This window comes from Cohnella sp. GCM10020058, from assembly GCF_042683485.1.
Classification (GTDB): domain Bacteria; phylum Bacillota; class Bacilli; order Paenibacillales; family Paenibacillaceae; genus Cohnella.
Window position 1 is genome coordinate 564357 of the sequence record NZ_JBHUJV010000001.1, and the last position, 25602, is coordinate 589958.

Consider the following 25602-nt stretch of genomic DNA (forward strand, 5'->3'; position numbering starts at 1 on the left):
AAAGCGATGAATCGAGACGGATACACGCATGCCAGACCGGCGTCTTTCTGGGAAGAAGGCATGCTGTGCGGCAACGGCGTTATCGGGGCCATCGTCATGGGCGAGGCCGAGCAAGAAAGGATTGTTCTTGCCCACGAGAGGCTGTATTTGCCTTTCAACCGGGAAGAAAAGCCGATCGAAATGGCATCTAGACTGCCGGAAATTCGCCGGCTCATCGCAGAAGAAAACGAGGAGAAGGCATGCGGCGAGATTGTCGACCAGTATCGGCAAGAGCATGGCGGGGAGTGCAGGCTGGTATGGACCGATCCTTTCTTTCCGGCTGCCGAGATTCACATCAGAACCGATTCGACGAATCGGATCGATCGTTATGAGCGCTCTCTCGATTTTACGAACGGAGAAGCGAGCGTCCGATTCGACGCCGACAATCGATCGTATAATAGGCGTTTCTTTGTATCGAGATCGGCGCAGGCTTGCGTGATTCTTTTGGATTCCGGCGCTCATCCGACGAATTACGTGCTATCGCTGGGAAGTCCGCCCTATATGGAGAATGATGCCGAATTTCACAGGTCTGAATTTGGTGCCCTGCCCGAGATTGTTGCGCATCCATGCAATCCGAGACAAGCCGTTGTCTGTATGCGGGAGTTTCGGGGAACGAATTCCGGATATGCCGCCGTGGCGGTCGTGATCGCCTGCGACGGCGAGGTTGCGTTCGGCGGCGATTCCGTCTCTATTCAATCGGCCAGGACGGCCGTTGTTTTGGTGTCGATCGTGGTCATCGATGATAGGAAGGCTTTTTCCGCCTTCGATGAGATTGGACGACTAGAGGCGCTGCCTGTCTCCTATGAACAGCTTCTGCGCGAGCATGAAGTCGTCCACAAGGAGCGATATTCGCGCGTCGCGTTGCGGCTGCAGGACCGTGCGCCGACCCCCGCGGACGATGAAGCTTTGTGGAAGGACGCCAGGGAATCGGAGTGCGCTTCGCCTTCGTTCATCGAGAAAATATTCAATGCCGGGCGCTACGAGATCCTATCAAGCTGCGGCGAGCGCCCGCCGAATCTGCAAGGCGTATGGGCCGGCAGCTACCGCGTGCCCTGGTCGAGCGACTATACGCAAAACGGCAACTTACAAACGGCGATCGCCGGTCTGTTGCCTTCGGGGGATTTTGAAAGCCTGCTGAGCTATTTCGATTACCAGGAAGCCCATCTGCCGCACTACCGCGAGAACAGCAGGAGACTGTACGGCTGCCGCGGTATTCATATTCCTTCCCGTACGAGCGGCAGCGGCTACGATATTCATTTTAGTACGGCCTACCCGATGCTCTTCTGGACAGCGGGCGCGGCATGGGCCGCTCATTTTTATTACGACTACTGGCTCTATACGGGAGACGACGGCTTTTTCAAGACGCGGGCATTGCCCTTCATGAAGGAAGCGGCCTTATTTTACGAAGACTTCCTGATCGAGGAGGCGGACGGCCGCTGGCTGTTCAGTCCGTCCTATTCGCCCGAAAATACGCCTCTTCATCGGAATAGTCCGGCGACCGTCAATGCGACGATGGACATCGCCGTCGCCAAGGAGCTGTTCACGAACCTGATCGTCGGCTGCCGGACGCTTAGCCTCGACGATGAACCGGTCGGAAAGTGGGAGGCTATGCTGGCGAAGATGCCGGCGTACCGGATCAATGAAGACGGGGCGCTGAAGGAATGGGCGTCGCCGTACTACGAGGATCGCTACGACCATCGCCACGCCTCGCAGCTGTATATGCTGTATTACGATATTCCCGAGGAAATCAGAAGCGATCGCGCGTTGTATGAGGCTTGCGAGAAGGCGTACCGGTTGAAGCGGGAATTAAAAAAGAACGAGCAGGGGACGATGGCATTCGGGCTGGTTCAGATGGGAATGGCAGCCGCGCATTTGCAGGACCCCGAGATGGTGGAGACGATGCTGCAATCGATGGCTAAAAATAATTATTACGCCACCTTCGCTTCCTCGCACGACTACGGACCTTCGCTCTTCAATGCCGATATCAGCGGAGGCGTGCCGGCACTGATCCTCGAGTCCATCGCCCAGTGCAGTCTTGCGACAGATGCAGAAGGCAGAATTACGCAGTACGACATCCGTCTTCTTCCGGCGTTGCCCCAGAGCATGGCAAGCGGCGAGCTTAAGGGCATGAGGCTGCGCGGCGGATTCATCCTGGACTTGAGCTGGCGACAAGGCGAAGTACTGGCGTACAACGTACACAATCTCCTTGACAAGCCGTATCGAATTGTTTCTTAATTTTACCTGTCTGGCCCTGAATCTCTTCCGGGCTCTTTTCTCGATTTATAGTTCTTTTACTTAAGGAATTAATAGTATTAAGTGAGTTTATCAATTGTTGGGGACAACATTGCATTTAAAGTTTTCGCCGCAATTTGATCTGCATCCAACAAAGTTCGATCCCCCTTGGCTCCACCAAATGCAAACTTCAGACACGCCGAATAAGGCGTGTTTTTTTGCATTAATTTAAATCGGGATATCGTTATCCCCCTTGGCTCCAGCTATAACTACTGAACTTTGTTCACTCAAGAGATCTTTATTTTTTATAGTAAAATCTCTACTTCTCTAGGTGTCGCCCTATTAAAACGCTCGTTATGATGGAAGATACAGGAGGAGGCATTCAACATTAAGATTGAGAGCGCTTTAGGTAAATTCAAAATCCAAGTAGGGGGAATGACATCCGATGAGTAGACGCTTCAAACGGCTATTGCTGTCACTGCTAGCGGCTGCATTGTTAGTGCCGCAATTCTGGTATGCGCCGAAGGCGAATGCAGCGACCGCAACGATACCGGTCATCCTGTACCATGTCATCACCGATAATCCGTCCGGAGATTATCAATACAGCACAGCCAACTTTAAAAAACATATGAAGTATTTGAACGATAACGGCTATACCACGCTTTCCGCGGAACAATACGTCGACATTATCGTGAACGGGGCAACCGCTCCTACTAAACCGATCCTGCTGACATTCGACGACGCGACACCGGACTTTATGACGAACGCGCTGCCAGTATTGACGCAATACAATATGAAAGCGGTATCTTTTGTCATCCAGGACAACATTGGTTCTTGGGGAATGACGCTGAGTCAATTGAACACGCTGAAAAATAACTCGAACATCAGTCTGCAAAACCATACGAAGACGCATGATCAAGGGGTGTGGACGACCAGCATCACCAAAGAGACCGCTGCCGCGGAAATTCAATCCGCTAATGCGTTCTTGAAAGGAATTACCGGCAAAGATCCGATCCTTCTTGCCTATCCTTACGGCAATTACAATGCGGACGTAAAAGCAGCCGCGGCGGAGAACGGAATTAAAGCCGGCTTCAAAGCCTGGAGCGGCGATGACGGCGCCTTGGCTATGGGACGTATTCTCATTAAAAAAGACGATACTTTGAACACCTTCGCAGCCGCGATTGGCGGACCTACGCCTCCGACACCGGAATCGATCGGGAATGTCGTCCTTTCGCACGACTTCGAGAGCGGCACGCAAGGCTGGTTCAAACGCGGTACCGAAACGGTAACGGCTTCGACCGATTCTGCCCACAGCGGAACCCGCAGTCTCTTGGTGCAAGGAAGAACAGATAATTGGAACGGACCGGGCTTTAACCTCGCCGCTACCGGCAAACTGAACAAGGAATCCGTTTACGAGTTTTCCGCATGGGTTAAACTCAAGGAGGGAACGGCCGGCTCAGAGACCATTCAATTGGGCGCTCAACAGACCGGGGCTGCCAACGAATACGTGAATCCAGGCTCCGCTGCTACAGCAACGGCAGACGCATGGATACAAATCAAAGGCGAATACACGTACGATACGAACGCCAATGCCCTGCAAATCTACTTGCAGAGCAACAGCAGTAAAACCGTTAGCTTCTACGTCGATGACTTCCAAGTGAAAGTCGTCAAACCAGCCGTTCTTGTCGAGAATTTCGAAAACGGCAGCAATGGATGGACCGGAAACGGCGCTACGGCGACTGTCACGAATGCCGTCCACCGCGCCGGCTCCAACGCGCTTCTCGTGACGGGACGCGCCCAAAATTACCACGGCCCGAGCCTGGTATTGACGAATACGCTTGAAAAAGGCGCGGAATACGAAATTTCCGCCTACGCCAAGCTGGATATCGGAGCAGCTTCGACGCAGCTAAAAGCATCGGTCGAACAATCCGGATTAACCGGCAACGACCAGTTCAAGCAAGTGATCGGGCTGACGGCGGTCACGGATGGCGATTGGGTGAAATTAAGCGGTACTTATACGTATAACGCCGCCGCTACCGGGATTAAACTCTACTTTGAGTCCGAAGACGCAGGCAAAAATACAAGCTTCGCAATCGATGACGTCGTCATCCGCCAGACAAGCGCAGCGCCTCCTCCAGGATTCGTCGTCCTGTCCCAAAGCTTTGAGGATGGTCAACTCGGAGGTTGGGCGGATCTGGGATGGAACGGCACCGGTACTGCGGCAGTATCGTCCGACTACGCATCCGAAGGCACGAAATCCCTTCTGTATAAGGATCGTTCGGACAGAAAGAGCGCCGTATCGCTCAATCTGACCAGCAAGATGATAGCCGGTCACAAATACGATATTTCGTTCAAAATCCGGTCCGCTCAAGGAACCGATAACTACCACCTGGGGGCGAAAGTCAAATCCGACGGTACGGACAGCTACCCATGGATTATCGGCAACCAAGCCGTTACGGACACTGCCTGGAAGACGCTGGAAGTGAAAGGCTACGAAGTACCTGCCAAGACGACTGAATTCCTGGTATGGATCGAGGCGAACGTGTACGATCCGGATACAGCCGCAACGGCAAAAGCTGACTTCTATATGGACGAATTCATCATCAAAGACGTTACGCCTGGCGCCGAGCCTGCGAGAACGCCGGCTGTGCCATTCCATACCGTTACGTTCGAGGATCAATCCCAGGGCGACTTTGCCGGCCGCGCGGGAACGGAAACTTTGACCGTTACGAATGAAGCCAACCATACCGAAAACGGTTCTTATGCGTTAAAAGTAGAAGGCCGTACGGAGGCTTGGCACGGTCCGACGATTCGCGTCGAGAAGAACGTAGACAAAGGCAGCGAGTACAAAGTAACGGCATGGGTCAAGCTGATCTCGCCTGCCAGCTCGCAGCTTCAATTGTCCACGCAAGTCGGCAACGGCGGCACCGCGAGCTACAATACCATTCAAGCAAAAACCGTCACAGCTGCCGACGGATGGGTGAAGCTTGAAGGCACCTACCGTTACTCCAGCGTAGGCGACGAATTTTTGACCATCTACGTCGAGAGCTCCAGCAACAAGACTGCTTCTTTCTACATCGACGATATCAGCTTTGTAAACACGGGCTCGGTCGCTGTATCCGTACAAAAAGATCTGACGCCAATCAAGACGAAGTACCAGAACGACTTCTTGATCGGCAACGCGGTATCCGCGGCGGACTTGGACGGCTCTCGCCTGGAGCTTCTCAAATTGCATCATAACGTCGTAACGGCGGAAAACGCCATGAAGCCGGATGCGACGCAGGCGGTGAAAGGTACTTTCACTTATGCGGATTCGCTTGTCGATAAAGCGATCGCCGCAGGCATGAAAGTACACGGTCATGTGCTCGTATGGCATCAGCAGACGCCTGCGTGGATGACGACCTCGAACGGTTCGCCTCTAAGCCGCGACGAGGCACTCGCCAATATGAGAACGCACATTCAAACGGTGATGACGCACTACGGCGACAAGTACGGCAACCATTTGATTTCTTGGGATGTCGTCAACGAAGCGATGAACGACAACCCGCCCAATCCGACGGATTGGAGCGCTTCCCTGCGCACCTCGCCGTGGAAGACGGCGATCGGCAACGATTACGTGGAGCAAGCATTCCTGGCGGCAAGAGAAGTGCTTGACGCGAACCCGTCTTGGGACATCAAGCTGTATTACAACGATTACAACGACGATAACCAGAGCAAAGCGACGGCCATTTACAACATGGTCAAAGCGATCAACGACAAGTATGCGCTTGCGCATCCGGGCAAAAAGCTGATCGACGGCGTCGGCATGCAGGCGCATTACAACATCAACACGAAGCCGGAAAACGTCAGAGCGTCGTTGGAGCGGTTTATCTCCTTGGGCATTGAAGTCAGCATTACCGAGCTGGACGTAACGGCCGGCAGCGGCAGTACGATCACAGAGAAGGAAGCGATCGCGCAAGGCTACTTGTATGCGCAGCTATTCCAAATTTACAAAGAGCATGCCGCGAACATCGCCAGAGTCACCTTCTGGGGTCTGAACGACGCGACGAGTTGGAGAAAAGAACAGCCGCCGTTGCTCTTCGACAACAACCTGCAAGCGAAGCAAGCCTATTACGGCGTTATCGATCCAAGCAAGTTTATAGCGGAGCATCCGCCTGCTTCGACGACCGCTAACCAAACTTCCGCTAAGTACGGTACGCCAGTCGTAGACGGAACCATTGATTCGATCTGGAGCGATGCACCTGAGATCTCGATCCAAAAATTCCAGATGGCTTGGCAAGGCGCGCGCGGTGCAGCCAAAGCGCTCTGGGATGAGCATAACCTGTATGTGCTCGTCCAAGTTACCGATAATGCGGAGCTGGATAGATCCAGCCCGAACGCGTACGAACAAGATTCCGTCGAGGTGTTCGTAGACGAGAATAATGGGAAGACAACTTCCTATGAATCGGATGACGGGCAATACAGAGTCAACTATATGAACCAGACAACTTTTAATCCGTCAAGCAAAGAAGCCGGTTTCGAATCGGCCACCTCTATCTCCGGAACGAACTACACGGTAGAAATGAAAATACCGTTAACTTCGATAACACCGGAGAGCAACATGAAGCTGGGCTTTGACGTACAAGTCAACGACGGTAAAAACGGCGCTCGTCAGAGCGTTGCCGCATGGAATGATTTGACCGGCCAAGGTTACCAAGACACGTCCGTTTTTGGAGTGCTCGCGCTTGCCGGTAACAATCCGCCTGCAACGCCGCCTGCGGCACCTGCTGACGTAACGGCATCCGCCGTGAGCGCTAGCTCGATCAAGCTGAATTGGAACACCGCTTCGGACACGAGCGTGACGTTCTCCGTCTATCGCGGAACGTCCGAGTCCGGTCCGTTCACGGAAGTCGCTTCGGGCGTAACGGTGTCCGAATACACGGATACGGATCTGACCGCTTCGACGCAGTACTATTACAACGTGAAGGCAGTCAAAGGGGAATTGGTGTCGGAGGCATCCACAGTTGTGACTGCAACAACGAGCGCCGCTCCGCCTCAGACCGGCACAGTCACGTCTCCTCCGGTGACTGAACAACCGATTGAAAATGGCCGAATCACACCAACAGTTACCTTGAATAACGGTAAGGCATCGTCCAGCATCTCTGCCGGCAATCTGCAGAAGGCAATCAATCAAGCTGCAGCTAACGCTGTAGGCAAGAAACAAGTGACGATCGACATTCCTGCAACAGCAGGCGCAAATTCATACGAGGTGCAACTGCCGGTTCCAAGCCTGAAAAATTCCGGATCGACAGTACTTTTGGTCAAGACGGAGAACGGCACGGTTGAGCTTCCTGGCAACATGCTGGCAGGCACGAACGTCGGCGGCTCCGAGTTCGTATCGGTTCGCTTGGGCAAGGTCTCGACAGAAGGACTCAGCAATGACGTTCGCCAGCAAATTGGCAACCATCCGGTTATCAGCCTCGAAGTTTTGTCAGGCGACGCCGTGGTCGCTTGGAACAACCCGAACGCGTCTGTAACGGTATACGTACCTTACACGCCGACGGCTGAAGAGCTAAGCAACCCGGATCACATCATCATCTGGTACATCGACGACAGCAGCAAAGCGACACCTGTGCCGAATGCCCGTTACGATGCAGCTAGCGGTACGGTCAAATTCTCGACGACTCACTTCAGTAACTATGCAGTTGCGTTTGTCGTGAAATCGTTCGGAGATCTTCAGTCCGTACCATGGGCGAAAAAAGCGATCGAAGCGATGGCATCTCGCGGCATCATAAACGGCACGAGCGAGAACACGTACGATCCGAACGCCTCCATCAAGAGAGCGGACTTCCTGTCGCTGCTCGTTCGCGCATTGGAGCTTAAAGGCAACGATGCTTCCGTAACGATGTTCTCCGACGTGAGCGCCTCCGCATACTATTACGATGCGGTCAAGATCGCTGTGCAGCTCGGCATCATTCAAGGCACGGGCAACAACTTGCTTGATCCGAACAGCAAGATCTCGCGTCAAGACATGATGGTCCTCGCGGCGCGCGCGGCTAAAGCCGCGGGCAAAGCGTTGCCGACAGGCGGCACGCCGGATGCGTTCAGCGATGAGGCTTCGGTAGCTTCCTATGCGAGAGACAGCGTTGAAGCACTGGTCAATGCCGGTATCGTGCAAGGATCGAACGGCAAATTGGCGCCGAAGAGCTCTCTCACTCGCGCCGAAGCGGCAATTATCCTGCAGCGGCTTTGGAGTAAGTAAGAGTTGGAGGTAGCCTGAAGAGTCTGCTTTGTATCTTGAATTTTAATATGCTCCCCATACGGCAGACAGGTGAAATCATCTCTAACCTGTTTGCTGTGAGGGGAGCATTTTTATGACGCAAGATGGCCATATGTACTTGCTGTGTTCCGCGCGCAGGGAGCGGAGCGAACAAGCATGGCATCGATATCAACCGCTGCGCTCTACTTCAATAAGCGCCAGGATGCGAGATTCAGAATTGATCTTGCAGTTGGCAGAGATTATGCTAGTAGCAGCTTGCGTAATCTGCTGCAAAGGATGCTGCTTATGACAACGCCGGTTCGGCTCTCCTATTTCTATTTGTTCTACTTCTTCATTTATATGGGCAACGCGGTATACGGCACATTTATCCCGCTTTACTTCCGCGATGCGGGATTCGAATCCTCGCAGATCGGCATCCTGCTTGGCATCGGCCCGCTCGTCGCCATCTTCGCGCAGCCGGTATGGGGTACGTTAAGCGACCGGGCTAAAACAAAAAATAACATCTTGTTGCTTCTGATTGCCGGGAGCGGAGGCGCCATGCTGCTGTATCCGTTATCCGACGGATTCGGCTACTTGCTCGGCATGATCAGCATCTTTACCTTCTTCCAGGCCTCGATGTTCGCCCTCAGCGACGCGATCACGCTTGAAGAACTGGATCGGCATCGATGGGCGGGAGGATTCAGCCGGATTCGGCTGGCGGGCACGCTCGGATTCGCGCTCATGTCGATCGCGTTCGGCTTGATTGCCGAGAAGCGGGTAGATCTGTTGTTTGCGGTCTACGCAATGGTCATGGCTGTATCTTTCATGTTCGTCCTCCGCTTTCCGTCTGTCGCAGGCCATCAGAAACAGGGACGGCGAATCCGGATCTGGATCTTGTTTCGCAATCGCAAGCTCGTATTTTATTTGGCGGTCAATTTCGTTCTTCATATCACGCTGGGGTACTATTATACGTTTTTTCCCTTATATTTTCAGGAATTGGGCGGCAGCAACGCTTGGCTCGGCTGGTCGATGGTCATATCGTCGCTGAGCGAGATTCCTTTTCTGCTGCTGGCGGGGAAGATATTTCAGCGCGTGCGCATCCACTACATCTTGTTCGGGGCGGGCATCGCGGCAGCGCTGCGATGGTATTTATTTTCGGTCATTCATGATCCTTACTGGACGATTCCGGTTCAGGTGCTGCACGGCTTGATCTTTATCGTATTGTCCGTCACGATGGCCACCGTCATTAACCGGGAAGTGCCGGATGAACTCAAAGCGAGCGGACAGACGCTAAACGCCCTGATGTGTCTGGGCGTCGCCCGCTTGATCGGGAGTTACGCTGGCGGAGAGGCGAGCGAGATTTGGGGAATGCGCGACGTATTCATGTACAATGCGGTGCTCGCCATCGGATGCATTGTCGTGTTCGCGGTCTTGTTCCGGCGAATGGACCGTCGCTCGATTACGCAATCGCAATAGGTGCTGCGCAGTCCCAATGGATGTAACGCCAGCGGCGTTGACGACACTTTATAGCTGGACGTGGTCGACGACCTTTACGGTAAAAGCAAAAGCCACGGTCACTGTGGCTCCATCAAATGCACACTTCAACACAGCCAAAGGCAGGTTCGGTTAAAAGTTTAAACAGCCAGGTTCACTCATAAAAGAAGTAATATTTGAAGCGACTTTATGTCGCCTTTTTTGTTGTTTGGAGTTGATCGGCGGTTCCTTTCAATCATCGTTGATTTTGTATTAGTTTTAGTTGCTTGCCTGAATGTGTCGATTTACCATAACGAACTATAATCGATTTATGAAAGGGTTTCCAATGTTTGTAGCGCTTACGATGAATGAGGAGGGTATCCATGAGTGACAGGAGAGCGTACATGAAGCGAAGTTGGAGTAGGCCGCTCACGATCATGCTCGCGGTGGTTTTTACGTTATGCAGCGTCACGATCGCCCCCGGCCGGTCGGCTGCCGCAACGAACGAACTGCTCGCGACGAACAATTTGACCGTCAACGGCGAGACGGCGGCATGGACGATGAACGGCACTTGGCCGACGACGCTTGGAGACGGCAGTTCATCCGGCGGGCTCGACTATTGGGACAACAAGCCAATCGACTTCACGATTACGCAGGAAATAACGGGCCTAGCGCCGGGAACGTACTTGATGACGGCGAAGACGTACGGGGACAAAGGCGAACCGGCTACCGGTTCGGTCATGTTCGCGACGAGCGGCGGCCAGACCAAAACGACGCCGATCACGTATGTGGGCAGTGCTTGGGGAAGCCCGAGCACGTTAACGCTCGGAGACGTGGTCGTCGGGAATGACGGCGTCGCCACGCTGGGCTTTACCGTGAAGTCGACGGGCGAGCATTACGGATATCTGGACGAGGTCACATTCACGCGGACGGTGTCGTCGGCTCGTCTGACCGTGAACGGAGATCCCGCGGCATGGATGCTCTCGGGCGCCAAACCGGACAGCTTGTCCGATACGGCTTACAGCTTGAATTATTGGGACGATGGCGCGATCGATTTCGGTCTGGAACATCGCGTAACGGGACTGGAGTCGGGCATCTATACGATGACAGCGAAGGTCTACGGCGAAAAGGCGCCGGATACAGGCTCGACGATGTACGCGAATGCGGGCGGCCAGACGTTCTCGACGCCGATCATCTACGACGGCAGCGGATGGCCAAACGGGGCCACGGTGCCGACATTCCGGACGCTGACCATGGACGGCGTCGAGGTCGGCGACGACGGGGCCGTGACGATCGGATTTGCCGTCAAGTCGGCCTCGTCGAACTGGGGCCACTTCGCCGACGTGACGTTCGAGCCGTCAACGAACGTCGGGAAGTTGAAGACGAAGCCGGCGAGCGCGAACCTTCGCCCGGAGAAGACGCAGCAGATTGCTTTTGAGCTGCCGCAAGGCACGGTTACGAACGTGACGTACGCCAGCGACAATCCGGCGGTCGCGACGGTGGATGCGAGCGGTCTCGTCACTGCTGCCGGAAACGGTCAGACGACGATCCATGTCACGCTTGACACGGAAGACGGCCGCCAGTTGAAGGGCAAGACGGACATCTTCGTGTCCGGAACGATGCAGCAGCTAGCCGGCGCGCCGATCTACGCGAAGCCCGTGCCGGAGCTTCAGAACGGGAAGCGGGAGGATTTCATCATGGGCGTCGACATTTCCACGGTGCTGGAAATGCAAAAGTCCGGTCGAAAATATTACGATTTGAACGGCGTCCAGAAGCCGCTGATGCAGATCCTGAAAGAAAACGGCGTTAACTGGATCCGCCTTCGTCTATGGAACGACCCGAAGGACCCGCAAGGCAACTGGTACGGCGGGGGCAACACGGATAAGGCAAGCGTCATAGAGATGGCGAAGCAGGCGAAGGCGGCCGGGCTGAAGGTGCTGGTCGACTTCCACTACAGCGACTTCTGGGCGGATCCCGGAACGCAGACCATGCCGAAGGCGTGGGTCGGTCTCGACGAAGCGGCGCTGAAGCAAGCCGTCTACGACTATACCTACGACATGGTAAACGCGCTCGCTGACAATGGAGCCTATCCGGATATGGTGCAGATCGGCAATGAAATCAACGACGGCATGCTGTGGCCTCTCGGCCGGACGCCGGCTGGCGCCAAAACGTACATCGAGCGGGGCATCGCCGCAGTGCGTGCCGTCGAAACGGCGAAGAGCGGCACGCGCATCAAAATCATGATCCACCGCGCGAATCCGAACAACGGCGCCGAGGCGCTGACGAGCTTCTACGGCAACTACGCCGATCTGGATTACGACGTGATCGGGCTGTCGTTCTATCCGTATTGGCATGGGACGTTCGACAACATCAAGGAGGTCATGAACACGCTGTCCGCGACGTTCAATAAAGACGTCGTCATCGCGGAGACATCCTACGGCTTCACGACCGAAGACGCGGCGAACAACGGCCCGCCCGGCCAAGTATTCAACGCGGAGCTGGCTGAAGCGGGGGGCTATATCGCCAGCGTAACGGGGCAAGCGTCGGCCGTTCGCGACGTTATCGCCGCCGTCGCCGAAGTGCCGAACGGCAAAGGGCTCGGCATCTTCTACTGGGAGCCGGCCTGGCTGCCGGGCGTCGACACCGGCTGGGCGACGAAATACGCGTCGTCTTACAGCAGCCAGGAGATCGCCGAAGACGGCGGCAGCGGCTGGGCCAATCAAGGCATGTTCAATTACTTCGGCGAAGCGCTTCCGTCCATTCAGGTATTCCATCTCGTGCGGGCTTCCGACGAATCCTACCATCAACCTGCGATCGTTGAAGTGCCGGACGTGACGATCACGACCAGCGAAGGCACGAATGTTCCGCTCCCGGCGACGGCGAGGGTGTTAATGGCGGACGATGCATACCGGCCCGTCCCGGTAACCGCTTGGACGCCAAATACTTACGATTACACTAAAGCAGGAACGTACGAAGCGGTCGGTACGCTGCAAGGCGGGGCAACGGTTAAGGCGATCATTGCGGTCGGCCCGAAAAACTATGTCGTTAACCCGAGCATCGAAAGCGCCGACATGAGTGCGTGGATGCTGCAGAACGGCAATCGAAGCCCCGAGGCGGCGAGCGCGGGAACGTACGCGATTCATTTCTGGAATCAAGCGTCGGTATCGGTCAAGCAGACCGTATCGAACTTGCCGGAGGGCAAATACCGGTTGTCGATGCATTCCCGCATCGGCGCCAACGCCGATCCGATCGGCGAAATCTATATGTACGCCGCCGCGGACGGAACACGCAAGCAAACGGACTTGACGGCCTCGGGCTGGAGCGCGTGGAACTTAAACGTAATTCCCGACATCGAGGTGCGGAACGGCACGGCGGAGATCGGCGTCGTCGTGAAGGATGCCTTTGAAGCGGGCGGCGACTTCGACGAATGGGAACTGGTCCGGACAGGCGACCTGCCGAACACCGATACGCCGGGCAACCCGGACTCGGGTCAGACGTCGCCTTATCCGGCGCAGCAGCCGGATCGAAAAATCGTAACGAATCCGCAGGCGAATGCGGAAGGCAAGATCGCCGTCTCGATCGAGAACGGCGAGAAACAAGTATGGCTTCCGGCGAACGCGGCGGCGATTGACGGGAAGAACGCGCTCCTCGTGGCGTACAAAGACGTTGCTGTCGAAATTCCGGGCGTCCTACTTGCGAAGCTGAAGACGCTCGCAGGCGGCAACCTCGAAGGTGCGCAGATCGCGCTCAGCGTGTCTGCGCTCTCGCCGGAGCAATCCGCGGCCTTGCTTAATGAGGCGAAGCGCAAAAGCGGCGCGGAATTGACGGCTGCCGGCGATACGTTCAATTTCGAACTGGCGCTTGTGGACAAGAACGGCAAGTCGACCCCGCTGCGGCAGTTCGACACGCCGATTACGCTTCGGTTGAACGTCGGCAAGGCTACAAATCCGGATTTGCTCGGCTTGTACTACATCGCGGACGACGGGGCGCTGGAATACGTCGGCGGCACGCTCGCGGACGGCGCGCTGAAGGCGCAAGTCGGCCACTTCAGTACGTATGCGGTATTGGAATACGACAGGTCGTTCGACGACGTGGCCGCGAACCATTGGGCTTATGAGGCCATCAGATCGTTAGCGGCGAAGCTCGTCGTGAAAGGGGACGACGGCGCATTATTCGCTCCGGAACGGGAAGTGACGCGTGCCGAATTCACCGCGCTGCTCGTTCGGTCGCTCGGCTTGAAGGCGGCGGGAACGTCGCCGTTCAAGGATGTGGATCCGAACGCTTGGTACGCCGGAGAAGTAACGGCGGGTAACGAAGCGGGTATTGCTAAAGGACGCGGCGAGGACCGGTTTGCGCCGAACGCTCCCATCACCCGGCAAGAGATGGCTGCGATGATCGTTAGGGCTTACGAACTTCACGCCGGGAAAACAGCCTCTTCTGCCGGAGCGGCGGGGTTCGTAGACGCGTACGCGATCGATGCGTGGGCACTGCCGGCCGTACAGGCGGCACAGGCGCTTGGTCTAGTCAACGGCAAAACGCAAGGCAAGTTCGACCCGCATGGCATGGCGACTCGCGCGGAATGCGCAAAGGTCGTCGCGCTCATGCTGAAGCGTTAAACCTTCTTGGGCCAGCCGATTAGTTACGAATAATCTCCGCGATATGGCGACCACGTTAGAAAAAAAACGAAAAGCCTCGCCCTTGCGCTATGGGCGAGGCTATTTCTATTCGGCGAACTGTCCGTTATCCATCTTGGTGAACAATCCTTTGGCTTGCGAAGAATAGGCGAAAAGCGGAAGTCCGGTCTCCGCAAGAAGACGGTACATCGACTCGTCCAATACGACGATGGTCGGGTCTCCGATATGCGCCGGACCGGCCTTGCGAGACTTCCAGCTTGGCGCCCCATTTTCCCGCGACGACGCCGATGTACAGCTTAGAAGCGCGGACGGCCATGTCCGAATAATACCGCATCCCCCTCGTCAAGTGCTTCTAATCGGAAGCACTTTGGGAAGGCGGCAGCCCAAGTGCGCCCATGTGCTTCTAATCGAAAGCACTTTCAGCCCGCAGCAACTTAAGTGCGTTCACGCGGCCATGGGACTTCCCACTCTTTTCTTCGCCAGCGCGCAGCGCAAAGCGTAAATTGATTTTGGAAAGCGTTCTCAACTTAAGGAGGTCATACCATGAGAAAAAAGACACCGTTCCTTCTAGGCCTGTCGGCAACGTTTTTCGTTTTCTCCGCTTTTTCTTCCGCGCAAGCCGCGATCCCCGATCCGAAGGTCGCTCCGTTTCCCATCGGAATCTTTTGGTCCCTGGGCCCTCAAGACACGACGTTTAATCATTACAAACAGATCAAGGACATGAACGCGACTTACGTACTCTTAACGAATGGCGTCATCAACCAAACCCTGAACGATGCCGCATTGACGCAGTGCGCCGCGAACGGCTTAAAATGCGTCGTGCAGGAAGAAAGACTGGACTCGTATAAGTTTAACGAATTGCAAAACCTGGGCGACCGGGGGAGATTTCCTCAACTACGGCCATTCGTTCGGGCAAACGTTCACGACGCCGAATACGCCGGATATCGCGATCGACACCGTGGAGCTGTTCATGGATCAGAATCTGCCGGCGAGCGGTCAGAAGATGACGTTGAAGCTCTACGATTCGCCAAGTAAAACGACCCTGATCGGGAGCTCGTCGATTACCGGACCGGCGGGTACGATCCATCCCGTCTTCTATTTTTATAAATGGCTCACGCCGAACACGACATATTACATGGAGCTGACCGCCGACGGGCCATCGGCGCAAAGCTACGTGATCTATCATAATTCCGACGCGTATAGCGGGGGAACGGCTTACACGAGCCATAATCAGGGAGCGCGAATAAAAGAGAGGAAGAGACGGCGGCCGAAGAGGTCCGCCGTCTTCGCGCCGAAGCTTTGCGTGGTCTAGAATCCGCCGTCGTCCCCCTCGTTCCGGTAGGCGACCGGCGTTTTCCCCGTTTTTTTGCGGAACAGCTCATGGAAAAACTTCAAATCGCGATAGCCCGACCGCGCGGCGACCTCCTTGACGGGCAGCGCCGTCCGGCGCAATAGTTCGCAGCTCTTGCGGATGCGCAGGTTTTGCACGTACTCGGTGAACGATTGTCCCGTCGCTCGTTTCAGCATGCGCTGCAAGTAGCTCGCGCTTACCGGGAGAAGGGCGGCGGCTTCGGCGAGCGTCACCGGGCGTTCGATATGGCGTTCGAGAAAATCGAGCACGACGGTCATGCGCGAGCCTGTCGTAGCGGAAGCGCCTCCTGCCGTCTCCAGGCGGTGCAGGCAGACGAGAAGCTCGGTCAGGCGCGCATACACAACGGCTTCGTAGCCGGGCAATTGCGAGCTATATTCCCGGTAGAGCGCCTCCATGCACATTTTTCCCTCATGATAGAGATCCTTGAACCGGCGGTAAGGCCGGTCATCCCCCTTTAGCAGCAATGCTGACTCCGGCAGCGGGTACGCGGACGCAAGAATATTCGGCACGGAAGGATCGAACAGGCAGTTGTAGACGATCAGCTCGTCCTTGGGCGCTTCCGATGCGGGGCGATAGACGTGACGGGTGCCGACCGGAATGATGAACAGATCGCCCTTCTCTACGTAAATCCGTTCGTCCGCGATATAATGGAAGCCTTTGCCCTCGGCAACGAATTGAATTTCCACAAAATCGTGAATATGGATCGGCAGCGTGAATCGCTCGCGCTCCCGCGTGACCGCAATCGGAAATTCGGGCTGCCAGAAGATCTTGCCTTCGAGCATAAACGGAGTAGCGGGCACAAAGGGCAACCCCTTTCAATCAGGATGCGATTGCCCTATTCATATCATATGCCCCCCTCTACAAGCAACCGGTTTGCTCTTGTATGCTAGGAACAAAGAAACGGAGAGGATGGCGGCATCGTGAACGTACGCGATCAAGAGCCGGGAACGGCAACGAGGCATCGGCCGGATCTGGAGGTCGAATGGGAGGCGGATTGGATATGGCGCTCGCGCCGTGTCCGGTTCAACGATTTCGCTTATTTCCGCAAGGAATTCACGGTGCGCGGGGCGCTCGCCTCGGCGAAGCTATTTTACTCCGCGCACCATACGGCAAAAGTCTACGTGAACGGGACGAAATTGGGGGGATTCGTCTCTCCCGCGCCTACGAATCCGGACAAAAGAAAAGCATACCTGGCCTACGACGTAACGGAGCTGGTGGCGAACGGTACGAACTGTCTGACGGCGGACGCCCATTACCTCGGCGGCAGCGGCCAGAACTATTGCGACGGATTGCCGGGTTTCAGGCTGCAGCTCCATCTGGCCTACGCGGACGGCACGGAAGCAGTCGTCGGGACCGACGCCTCTTGGCGGGTTCTGAAGGAAATGCCCCACGAGACGGGGACGCCGTATCAGCAAAATCGCCGGATATCCGCGATCGAGAAGTACGATGCGCGCAAGCTGGATTCCAAATGGCGCATCGCAGGCTATTTGGCAGGGGTGACGCTGAAAGCGAAGGTCGCCAAGATCGATCGCGATCAGTGGCCGATGGCGGTCCAGCAGATTCCGGAGGGCGCGATCGAGGAGGACATCGTCTGCGAGAAGCTGCCACCGCCTGCGGGGAGCGACGTCGACGGGGAGCGGCCGCAGGTGTTCGATCCCGGGCGCATTGTCTCGGGCTGGCCGAAGTTCAAGCTCAAGGGAATCGCTGGCGCGACGGTCCGGCTCCGGATGTCGGAGGATCTCGACGAGAACGGCCGGGTCAAGCATAACGTGACGAACGAGCATTCGGATCACTATTACGACGAATATACGATGTGCGGTGAGGGGACGGAGACCTGGCAGCCGGATTTTTCCTTCAAGGCGTTCCGGTACGTCGAGGTGACCGGATACCCGGATGAGATTACGCCCGGCGAAGTGACCGTCTGCTGGGCGCATACCGATATGGCGTACGTCGGCCGGTTCTCCTCCTCGGACGGGCATCTGAACGCGCTGTACGAAGCGGCCATCCGGACGCAGAAGAACAACACGCTGGGCCAGACGGTCGATTGTCCGCACCGCGAGCAAGCTCAATATACGGCGGATACGGATTTGCAGGCGGAGACGCTGCTCTACAACTTCGAGGCGATCGACATTGTCGACAAGACGCTCTCTGACTTCACGGACGCGCAGCTGGCCGACGGCACGTTCCCTTTCGTTGCGCCGGTCAACTACGAACACAAGGACTTCCGCATCCAGATTCCGGAGTGGGATTTGCACTACGCGACGCTGATGTGGAAGTTATACGAAGCTTCGGGCCATACCGAGGTGCTAGAGAAGCATTATGAGACGGCGCGCCGGATGGCCGACTACTTCGTCGGCATCCGCGACCCGAAGACGGGACTCGTGCCGCTCGACAAAGGCTGGCATATCAGCGACTGGCCGTATCCGACGGTCGAACACGCCGGATCGCACTTGACCGTGCAGCAGATCAAGCTTGTTCTGGCGCTCCGGATCGTGAGCCGCTCGGCGGAGTTGCTCGGACGGAAAGAAGAGGCGGGCGCCTATGCGAGCCTTGCTTCCGAAATGTCGGGAGCGATCGTCGGACAATTGTACGACCCGAAGGCCAAGCGATTCCGGGACAGCTCGGACGCGTCCGCGACCCATCAGGGCGTGACGGCCATCGCGCTGCTGGCGGACCTCGTGCCGGCCGAAGACCGCGAGGCGGCGATCGATTCCGTGGCGCGTCAGCCCTGGGAATGCCGCACCGTGCTCTCGCTGCCGCTGCTGCGCATGCTGTTCGAGAACGGACGGGAGGCCGCAGCGTTCGCGCTGCTGGACCGGCGGGCGTATCCCGGCTGGGGATATATGCTTGCCCAAGGGGCGAAAACGATGTGGGAGGGCTGGGAGGATATCGAGAGCCACTCTCATGCGTGGAACGGTTATCCGGCCCGGCTGCTGCAAGAGTTCGTCGTCGGCATCCGGTCGGAAGCGCCGGGCTTCGCGAAGGCGGTCATCCGTCCGTACCTGCCGGACGGGCTTACGTTCGCCGAAGCCGACGTCCGCACGCCGCTCGGCGTCATCCAGGCGGGCTGGTACCGGGAAGAAAGCGGAGCCATCCGCGTGCGTGCCCGAATTCCGGCGGGCATGGAAGCCCGACTGTCGCTTCGCGCGGGCGGAAGGACGCTCGATCGCGAGCTTAAGCCGGGAGACAACGAATGGTCGACGGACGACTGACGGCGGGACGAAGGCGTTCTCCCCATTTATGCAAGTAAACAAGCTCTCGCGAAAGACCGCGAGGGCTTGTTTTTCTTAAAAGATAGGAAAGTATAAATTTAGGCGGCCATTTGCGGAAAGGTAAGCGCGATTTCAAAGTACCGGAGCTTTATGGATGTTTGGCGGGCAAAAAAACCTGCATTTATACAGGTGTTTTCTGCCGACATGCGCCGCTGGATAAAATGCCTGCAAATATGCAGGTAAATGCAAAGCGCAAGCCGGAAATGGGGCCGATGAAGGAAAATAACTGCACTTTAGCAGCTATCCTGCTGAAAAGGACCGACATCGGCATAAAAAGATGTATATTTGCAGGCATTGCGGGGCATTACGGCGAAAGAACGACGCAGGCGATCGCGGCCGTTTATTTCACTTGTTGTTCAAGTGCGTGCGGTAATAGGCTCTGCGGAATTCCGTCGGCGTCAGGCCTTGGAGCCGCTTGAACAGCTTCATGAAATATTTCTCGTCCTGAAAGCCCAGCGCAAAGGCGATTTCCTTAATGCTTGCGGAGGACTGGTACAGCATATTTTTGGCTTTGGCGATTTTCAGGCTGTGAATATACTCCTGCATGCTCATGCCCATATGTTTTTTGAAAAAACGAATCAAGTAGTCTTTATTGTAAGTGAAGTGCATGGCGACATCCTGGACCGATATATTCTCCGCGCTGTGGATGCGAATCCACTCCAGCATCTTCATCAGCTTCTTTTCCGCCGGATCGGCCGCTTCGTCCGTCCGGGATTGGCTCTTCAGCTGCGAGAGCGTCTGCTCGGACAATTCGATCAACAAGAGCGTAACGAGGTAGTTCAGGCTGTGTCCGGTGTAATAGCCGGATTCCATGGTGTGCAGAAGCTGATGGAACAAAATATTCACGCGCTCGATCTCCGGCGGGCAAGAGAAGACGGGGATATACACATAATCGGCCAGTCGGTGGAGATACGGGTTGTTGTCCAGCATGATAAGGTCGGCGTACAATTCCTTTTCGTCTATAAGCTCGTAATCGCTCTCGCATTGAAAATGAAACCAGTGGAAGGAGCAGTTCTTGTTCGACCAGTCATAGCCGCAATGCGGTTGATTGGGCAGGATAAGCAAGGTTTCCTTTGGCTGCAGCGCGTATGGCTCATGGCCGAGCTCCAGGTAGACGGTATCGCGCACAACGATGATGAGCTCAAAACTCGTGATGGTTCGCTTCGTATGAATCCAGGGCTCGTCGGCCACGAAATTGCCGGCGGACACGAAGGAGAGCGGGCGACTAATGTTCAATTTGAGAAATTTCAAGTCAGTATTCACCACCTAATCTACCGGAATTTTCCCTTCGCACGTTTACATGCCGCGAATAAGCCCGGCTATCGCCGATACGAGTGAATTTATCTGGCGTACGATAGAATCAGCTTCAGTTTATCAGAAAATATAAAGCGTTTACAGAAGGTCGGTTTCAGCCACCTATTCTGTTTTTTCGTATACCGACAAGGCCATGCCCGGATGTTATTCTGGGCGTAGGTCACATTCCATACGAAAAAGACGGAGGGCTGGGAAATGGTCAAAACGAGAAAGAAATCAATCGCGTGGATCGCCATGCTGCTGCTTCTGGCAATGGCCGCAGGCTGCGCGAACGGGGAAAAGAAGGGTGACACCGCCCAAAGTCCCGAAGGGAGCGCGAAGGCGAACGACGAGGTGGTCAAGCTCAAGTTTTCCTTCTGGGGAGGACCGGAGGAGAAGGCGTCGATGCTGGCGCAGCTGGATCAGTTCAACAAGCTCCATCCGAACATTCAGGTGGAAGGCATGCACGTCGCGGACGATTATATGGCGAAGATGAACACAATGGCGTCCTCGAATACGCTGCCGGATCTCGGCTACTTTCCTTCCGGCGCCGTGGCGTCATGGACGCAAAACGGCAAGTTGGCGGATCTGACCGAGCTGTATGAGAGCGACCGGATCGGCAAGAAGCTGGAGTCCGTCATTTTTCGGAATAGCGGCGGTTCCATCATCGGAGCGGGCGTCGCGAACGAAATTCTGGTGCTCAATTACAACAAGGAACTGTTCGACGAAGCGAACGTGCCTTATCCGCCGGCTTCCGCGGACGAGGCCTGGACCTGGGCGCAGTTCGTGGATGCGGCCAAGAAGCTGACGAAGGACCGCGCCGGCAAGCATCCGGGGGAAGCGGGCTTCGACGCTAACAACGTGCAGACGTTCGGCGTCAATATTCAAAGTCTCGGGCAGTATTATCCGGCAGCGCTGTTCAGCAACGGAACCGGGATCGTGAGCGACGACGCCACCGCCTTCACGATCGGCAGCGACGCATCCGTGGAAGCGCTTCAGTCGATCGCCGATCTGATGTACGTGGACAAAGTCATGCCCAAGCCGTCTCAAATGTCCACCATCCCCGCAGAGGATACGGCGCTGCTCACCAAACGGATCGCCATGTCGATCAGCGGTCAATGGTCGCTGCAGACGCTCGGAAAAGCCAAAAACGAGAAAAACCTGCAGCTTGGCATCGGTGTGCTGCCCAAGTTCAAGACGCCGCTGACGACCAACTTCGGCGAACCGGTCATCATATTCAACACCGAGCGGACGCAGAAATACAAGGCGCAGGTCGAGACGGTCTATGCCTATATCATGAACCCCGAAAATAGCATCAGTCTGATCAACAGCGGCTTGTGGATGCCCAACGAGGAGCAATGGTACACGGACGAAGCGTTAATCAAAAAGTGGACCGATACGCCGGTGCATCCGCCGGAATACCGCAAGGCCGTCGTCGAGTACGCATTAAATCACACGAAGCAGAACCCTTCCTACTACTGGGAGGACACCGAGGCGTTCGTCATCATCAATCCGGAGCTCGACCAGCTGTGGCAGGGCAAAAAGACGGCCGAGGATGTCGTGCGCAACGATATATTGCCGAAGCTGAAGGCCAAATACGGGGACAAGTACCGGTATGAGTAAGCCTGCATCGAAAAGAAAGCTGCTAAAAACGAAGGAAGAGATCGCCGGTTATCTGTTCGCGCTGCCTGCGATTCTGGGCCTGCTGATCTGGACGATCGGGCCGATGGTGGCGAGCCTTGGCATCAGCTTGACCGATTGGCAAATTCTGAGCGCGGCAAAATGGGTCGGCTTCGATAATTACCGAACCATTTTCGCCGAAGACCTGTTTTTTAAAAAATCGCTGCTGGTTACCTTTTATTTCGCCATCGGGAGTGTCGTGTTTACGATGCTGGCCTCCATCGTCGTGGCGTTGTTCATGAATTACGGCGTCAAGGGACAAGCGGCGTTCCGCACGGTATTTTACCTGCCGACAATCGTGCCGGTCGTGGCCTCGAGCATGCTGTGGGTGTGGCTGTTCAATCCCGACTTCGGGTTGCTTAACACCGTGCTGAAGAGCGTGGGCCTTCCGACCTTGATGTGGATTTACGATGAAGCGACCGTGATTCCGTCGCTGATCCTGATGAGCATGTGGGGCTGCGGAAGCGCGGCCCTCATCATCCTTGCGGGGCTGCAGGACGTGCCCAAGCATCTGCTCGAAGCGGTGGAGATCGACGGCGGGAACGGCTGGCACAAATTCCGGTATGTGACGATACCGCTGATTACGCCGGTTATTTTCTTTAATCTGGTCATGGGGCTGATCGGGTCGCTGCAGGCGTTCGCCCAGGCTTATGTCATGACCGGCGGAGGACCGAACAACGGGACGCTGTTCTATGTATATCTCATCTACCGGGAAGCGTTCCAGTTCAATCACTTCGGCTATGCCAGCGCGTTGTCGTGGATTTTGTTCGTATTGATCGCGGCATTGACGGCAGGGGTCTTCAAGAGCTCGAGCGCTTGGGTGCATTACGGAGGTGGCAAGTAACATGCGAATTCGCAAGACGGCCAGCTTCGCGGTTCTGCTCGTTTGCGCGGCGCTTGCGGCCGTGCCTTTCCTGTGGCTCGTCCGCAGCTCGCTGATGCGAACCGACGAGCTGTTCATTTTCCCGCCCCGCATCTGGCCGGAGAAGCTGCTCTGGCAAAATTACGCGGACGTGTTCGACATCATTCCGTTTGCCCGTTATTTGTTCAACACCTTGCTGATCCTGATCCCGGTCCTGATCGGCGTGGTCCTGACGAGCAGCATGTGCGGATACGCGTTTGCGAGATTGCGGTTCCGGTTCCGCAACGCCTGGTTCGCGCTGATTCTGTCGACGATGATGCTGCCCTCGGCCGTAACGCTCATTCCGACCTTCATCATGTGGTCGGAGCTGCGGGCCGTCAATACGTTCTGGCCGCTCATTCTGCCGGCCTGGTTCGGCGGCGGCGCGTTCAACATCTTTCTGATGCGCCAGTTTTTCATGAACATTCCGCGGGACCTGGACGAGTCCGCCGTCATCGACGGCGCAAGCTTTCTGCAGATTTATATACGCATTATGCTGCCGCTGGTCAAGCCGGCCCTGACGGTAGTCGCCTTCTTTACCTTTATGAACGTCTGGAACGATTTCTTCGGGCCGCTCATTTTTCTTAACGAGGATTCCAAGTTTACGCTGGCGCTCGGATTGCTTCAGCTAAAAGGCATGTACGCCACGGACTGGAACCTGCTGATGGCCGGCTCCGCCATCATGGTGCTGCCCGCCATCGCCATGTTCTTCGCAGGCCAAAAATACTTTATTGAAGGCATCAGTCTGACGGGCATCAAAGGCTAGCGCGGGTCGGCGATAAAATTCGCGGATCGCAGCGACGGCGATTCAGGAGGAAGATGCGGTTGTATACGATTGGTTACGATTTTAAAGACACCTTTGTCCGGTTGGACGAATTGCAGTTCGCCGTCCGTTTGTTCACGGTGAATAATGTATACGCACCCGATCCGCAGCGCGTCGAAGTGCGCAGGGAAGCGGACCGCGTATCGCTTACGGCGAGCGGGTTGTCCTGGGCGGGCAACCAGCGGCGGGCGGAAGGCGCGATCGGGCTTGAAATCGCACGTGGAGCGGATGGGCGTTACATCGTAACGGCCAGAGGGAGTCATGCCTCTGAGGTATGTAAATCGATCATGCTCGAGGTGCTGGGACTGGAAGTAACGGCGCTCACCTACGATCAGAACAGGCGCGAGACGCTTGGGTCCGGCGGCTGCATCGCAGCCAAGCCATATCCCGGCTTTATCATGAAAATGCCGCTGGTTTTCGTCGAGAACGGAAAGGGACAAACCTGGTACGCCTTGTCGAAGGATCGCGCCGTCCGGGGCAAAAGCTTCGCCGTGCATGAAGATCCGTACCTGGAAGGCAACGTGCTCGACTTGGTCCATCAGGAAGACGCCAGACGCCATACGTTCGAGATCGATGCGCCGCCCTGGCACATCGGGCGCTGCGAGGAGCCGGCCGACATCGTGCGGGAGCGATGCGCCGACCTGGAGTCGCACTTTAATATCGTGCCGTACGGGCGGCGGTCCGACGTCCCGGCTTGGCTGGACGAGATCAAGCTGGTGACGATCCTGCACGGCGAGCACTGGACAGGGCATGTATACCAGACGTTCGCGGAGATGGAAGGCAGTCTGGAATGGATTGCGGAGCGGATGCCTGCCCGTCAGGCAATGGCTTTTCTCCCGGCTTGGGACGGCCGCTACTATCATCGTTATCCGATTTACGAGCCGAGCGAGGCGATGGGCGGAGCCGAGGGGTTCGCGAATTTAGTCGCGACGGCGCATCGCCTCGGCTTCCGGATCGTGCCGATGCTCGGCGCCAACGGACTGAACCTGCAATATGCCGAACAGCTCGGTTTGCAGGACGTTGCGGCGCGAGACCGTTGGGGAACGGAGAGCCGCATCAATTGGGTGGATTGGGATTACGACCTGTCCGTGGAAAGCAACAGCGTGCTGGCTAATCTTGGCCATCCGGCCTTTCGCGAGCATATGATCGAGCGGGCGGCGCATCTGGTGGACACCTACCGGGTGGACGGCATTTTCCTGGACGTGTCGAGCTACTGGATCAACGACCCGATCCATTCGCCGTACGAAGGCACGTTGGCGTGGACGGCGGCCATGAAGAGCCGTTATCCCGACCTGCTGCTGTTCGGCGAGAATAGCTATGATGCGCTATGGGGCGCATTCAGCCTGTTCCATGAAGGACGCGCCCCGGGTGCATACGAATACGCGCTATACCGTTATGCCAGGCAAACGCATTATTTGGCCCATCCGGCGCCGGGCCGAGGCTCGGGCGGCGTGCACGAATGGGCGTGGCCTTCCGGCGGGCAGCTCCCGTCCGGCGATACGCCGGAGGTGATTCCGACGCTGTCGATCGTGGCGGATACGCTGACTCGGCACGCGGACGAGGCGGAAGCGCAAATCGCCAAGGCCAAGGCGTGGCGCATGCATTTGCCGGGCCTCGCAGGCGTATCATTTTGACCATTGGAGGG

At 56.2% G+C, this 25602-nt stretch carries 12 protein-coding genes; 10 read left to right on the plus strand and 2 right to left on the minus strand.

Annotated elements, in window-relative coordinates:
- The first annotated feature begins 6 nt into the window (after positions 1-6).
- From ACFSR7_RS02260 to ACFSR7_RS02280, 5 genes are all read left to right on the plus strand, one after another.
- Entirely contained in the window at positions 7-2274 is a 2268-nt protein-coding gene (locus tag ACFSR7_RS02260; protein WP_378158766.1) for a glycosyl hydrolase family 95 catalytic domain-containing protein, read from the plus strand.
- A 442-nt stretch (positions 2275-2716) separates the two neighbouring features.
- On the plus strand, positions 2717-8512 hold the full coding sequence (locus tag ACFSR7_RS02265; RefSeq protein ID WP_378158768.1) for an endo-1,4-beta-xylanase: 5796 nt from the start codon (positions 2717-2719) through the stop codon (positions 8510-8512).
- 303 nt (positions 8513-8815) lie between these two features.
- Entirely contained in the window at positions 8816-9985 is a 1170-nt protein-coding gene (locus ACFSR7_RS02270; RefSeq protein ID WP_378158769.1) for an MFS transporter, read from the plus strand.
- Between the two features lie 380 nt (positions 9986-10365).
- Entirely contained in the window at positions 10366-14598 is a 4233-nt protein-coding gene (locus ACFSR7_RS02275; protein WP_378158773.1) for a glycosyl hydrolase 53 family protein, read from the plus strand.
- A gap of 862 nt (positions 14599-15460) precedes the next feature.
- A complete protein-coding gene (locus ACFSR7_RS02280; protein ID WP_378159062.1) occupies positions 15461-15928 on the plus strand; it encodes a choice-of-anchor R domain-containing protein in 468 nt (155 codons plus the stop codon).
- On the opposite strand, the gene ACFSR7_RS02285 is transcribed toward ACFSR7_RS02280, so the two are convergent.
- Positions 15925-16788: a helix-turn-helix domain-containing protein gene (locus ACFSR7_RS02285; protein ID WP_378158774.1), complete on the minus strand. Its 864-nt coding sequence runs from the start codon at positions 16786-16788 to the stop codon at positions 15925-15927. The genes ACFSR7_RS02280 and ACFSR7_RS02285 overlap by 4 nt on opposite strands.
- 120 nt (positions 16789-16908) lie before the next feature.
- On the opposite strand from ACFSR7_RS02285, the gene ACFSR7_RS02290 reads away from it, so the two are divergent.
- On the plus strand, positions 16909-19200 hold the full coding sequence (locus ACFSR7_RS02290) for a family 78 glycoside hydrolase catalytic domain (protein ID WP_378158775.1): 2292 nt from the start codon (positions 16909-16911) through the stop codon (positions 19198-19200).
- Positions 19201-19605: 405 nt separating this feature from the next.
- Here the strand turns inward: ACFSR7_RS02290 and ACFSR7_RS02295 are convergent, their stop codons facing one another.
- Positions 19606-20511: an AraC family transcriptional regulator gene (locus tag ACFSR7_RS02295; RefSeq protein ID WP_378158777.1), complete on the minus strand. Its 906-nt coding sequence runs from the start codon at positions 20509-20511 to the stop codon at positions 19606-19608.
- 258 nt (positions 20512-20769) lie between these two features.
- Here ACFSR7_RS02295 and ACFSR7_RS02300 point away from each other — a divergent pair, with 258 nt between their 5' ends.
- The 4 genes from ACFSR7_RS02300 to ACFSR7_RS02315 are packed head-to-tail and all read left to right on the plus strand — an operon-like array spanning position 20770 to position 25591.
- Entirely contained in the window at positions 20770-22176 is a 1407-nt protein-coding gene (locus tag ACFSR7_RS02300) for an extracellular solute-binding protein (protein WP_378158778.1), read from the plus strand.
- Positions 22169-23077 (plus strand): carbohydrate ABC transporter permease, encoded by a 909-nt coding sequence (locus ACFSR7_RS02305; protein ID WP_378158779.1) that lies wholly within the window; start codon positions 22169-22171, stop codon positions 23075-23077. Before ACFSR7_RS02300 ends, ACFSR7_RS02305 begins: the two co-directional genes overlap by 8 nt.
- 1 nt (position 23078) lies before the next feature.
- Positions 23079-23900: a carbohydrate ABC transporter permease gene (locus ACFSR7_RS02310; protein ID WP_378158780.1), complete on the plus strand. Its 822-nt coding sequence runs from the start codon at positions 23079-23081 to the stop codon at positions 23898-23900.
- A gap of 59 nt (positions 23901-23959) precedes the next feature.
- Entirely contained in the window at positions 23960-25591 is a 1632-nt protein-coding gene (locus ACFSR7_RS02315; RefSeq protein WP_378158781.1) for a hypothetical protein, read from the plus strand.
- Positions 25592-25602 lie beyond the last annotated feature (11 nt).

Bases quoted from the DNA above. Each gene is read 5' to 3' on its own strand.
- ACFSR7_RS02310 (WP_378158780.1), top strand. From the start codon at position 23,079: ATGCGAATTCGCAAGACGGCCAGCTTCGCGGTTCTGCTCGTTTGCGCG.
- ACFSR7_RS02265 (WP_378158768.1), top strand. From the start codon at position 2,717: ATGAGTAGACGCTTCAAACGGCTATTGCTGTCACTGCTAGCGGCTGCA.
- ACFSR7_RS02260 (WP_378158766.1), top strand. From the start codon at position 7: ATGAATCGAGACGGATACACGCATGCCAGACCGGCGTCTTTCTGGGAA.
- ACFSR7_RS02305 (WP_378158779.1), top strand. From the start codon at position 22,169: ATGAGTAAGCCTGCATCGAAAAGAAAGCTGCTAAAAACGAAGGAAGAG.
- ACFSR7_RS02275 (WP_378158773.1), top strand. From the start codon at position 10,366: ATGAGTGACAGGAGAGCGTACATGAAGCGAAGTTGGAGTAGGCCGCTC.
- ACFSR7_RS02300 (WP_378158778.1), top strand. From the start codon at position 20,770: ATGGTCAAAACGAGAAAGAAATCAATCGCGTGGATCGCCATGCTGCTG.
- ACFSR7_RS02270 (WP_378158769.1), top strand. From the start codon at position 8,816: ATGACAACGCCGGTTCGGCTCTCCTATTTCTATTTGTTCTACTTCTTC.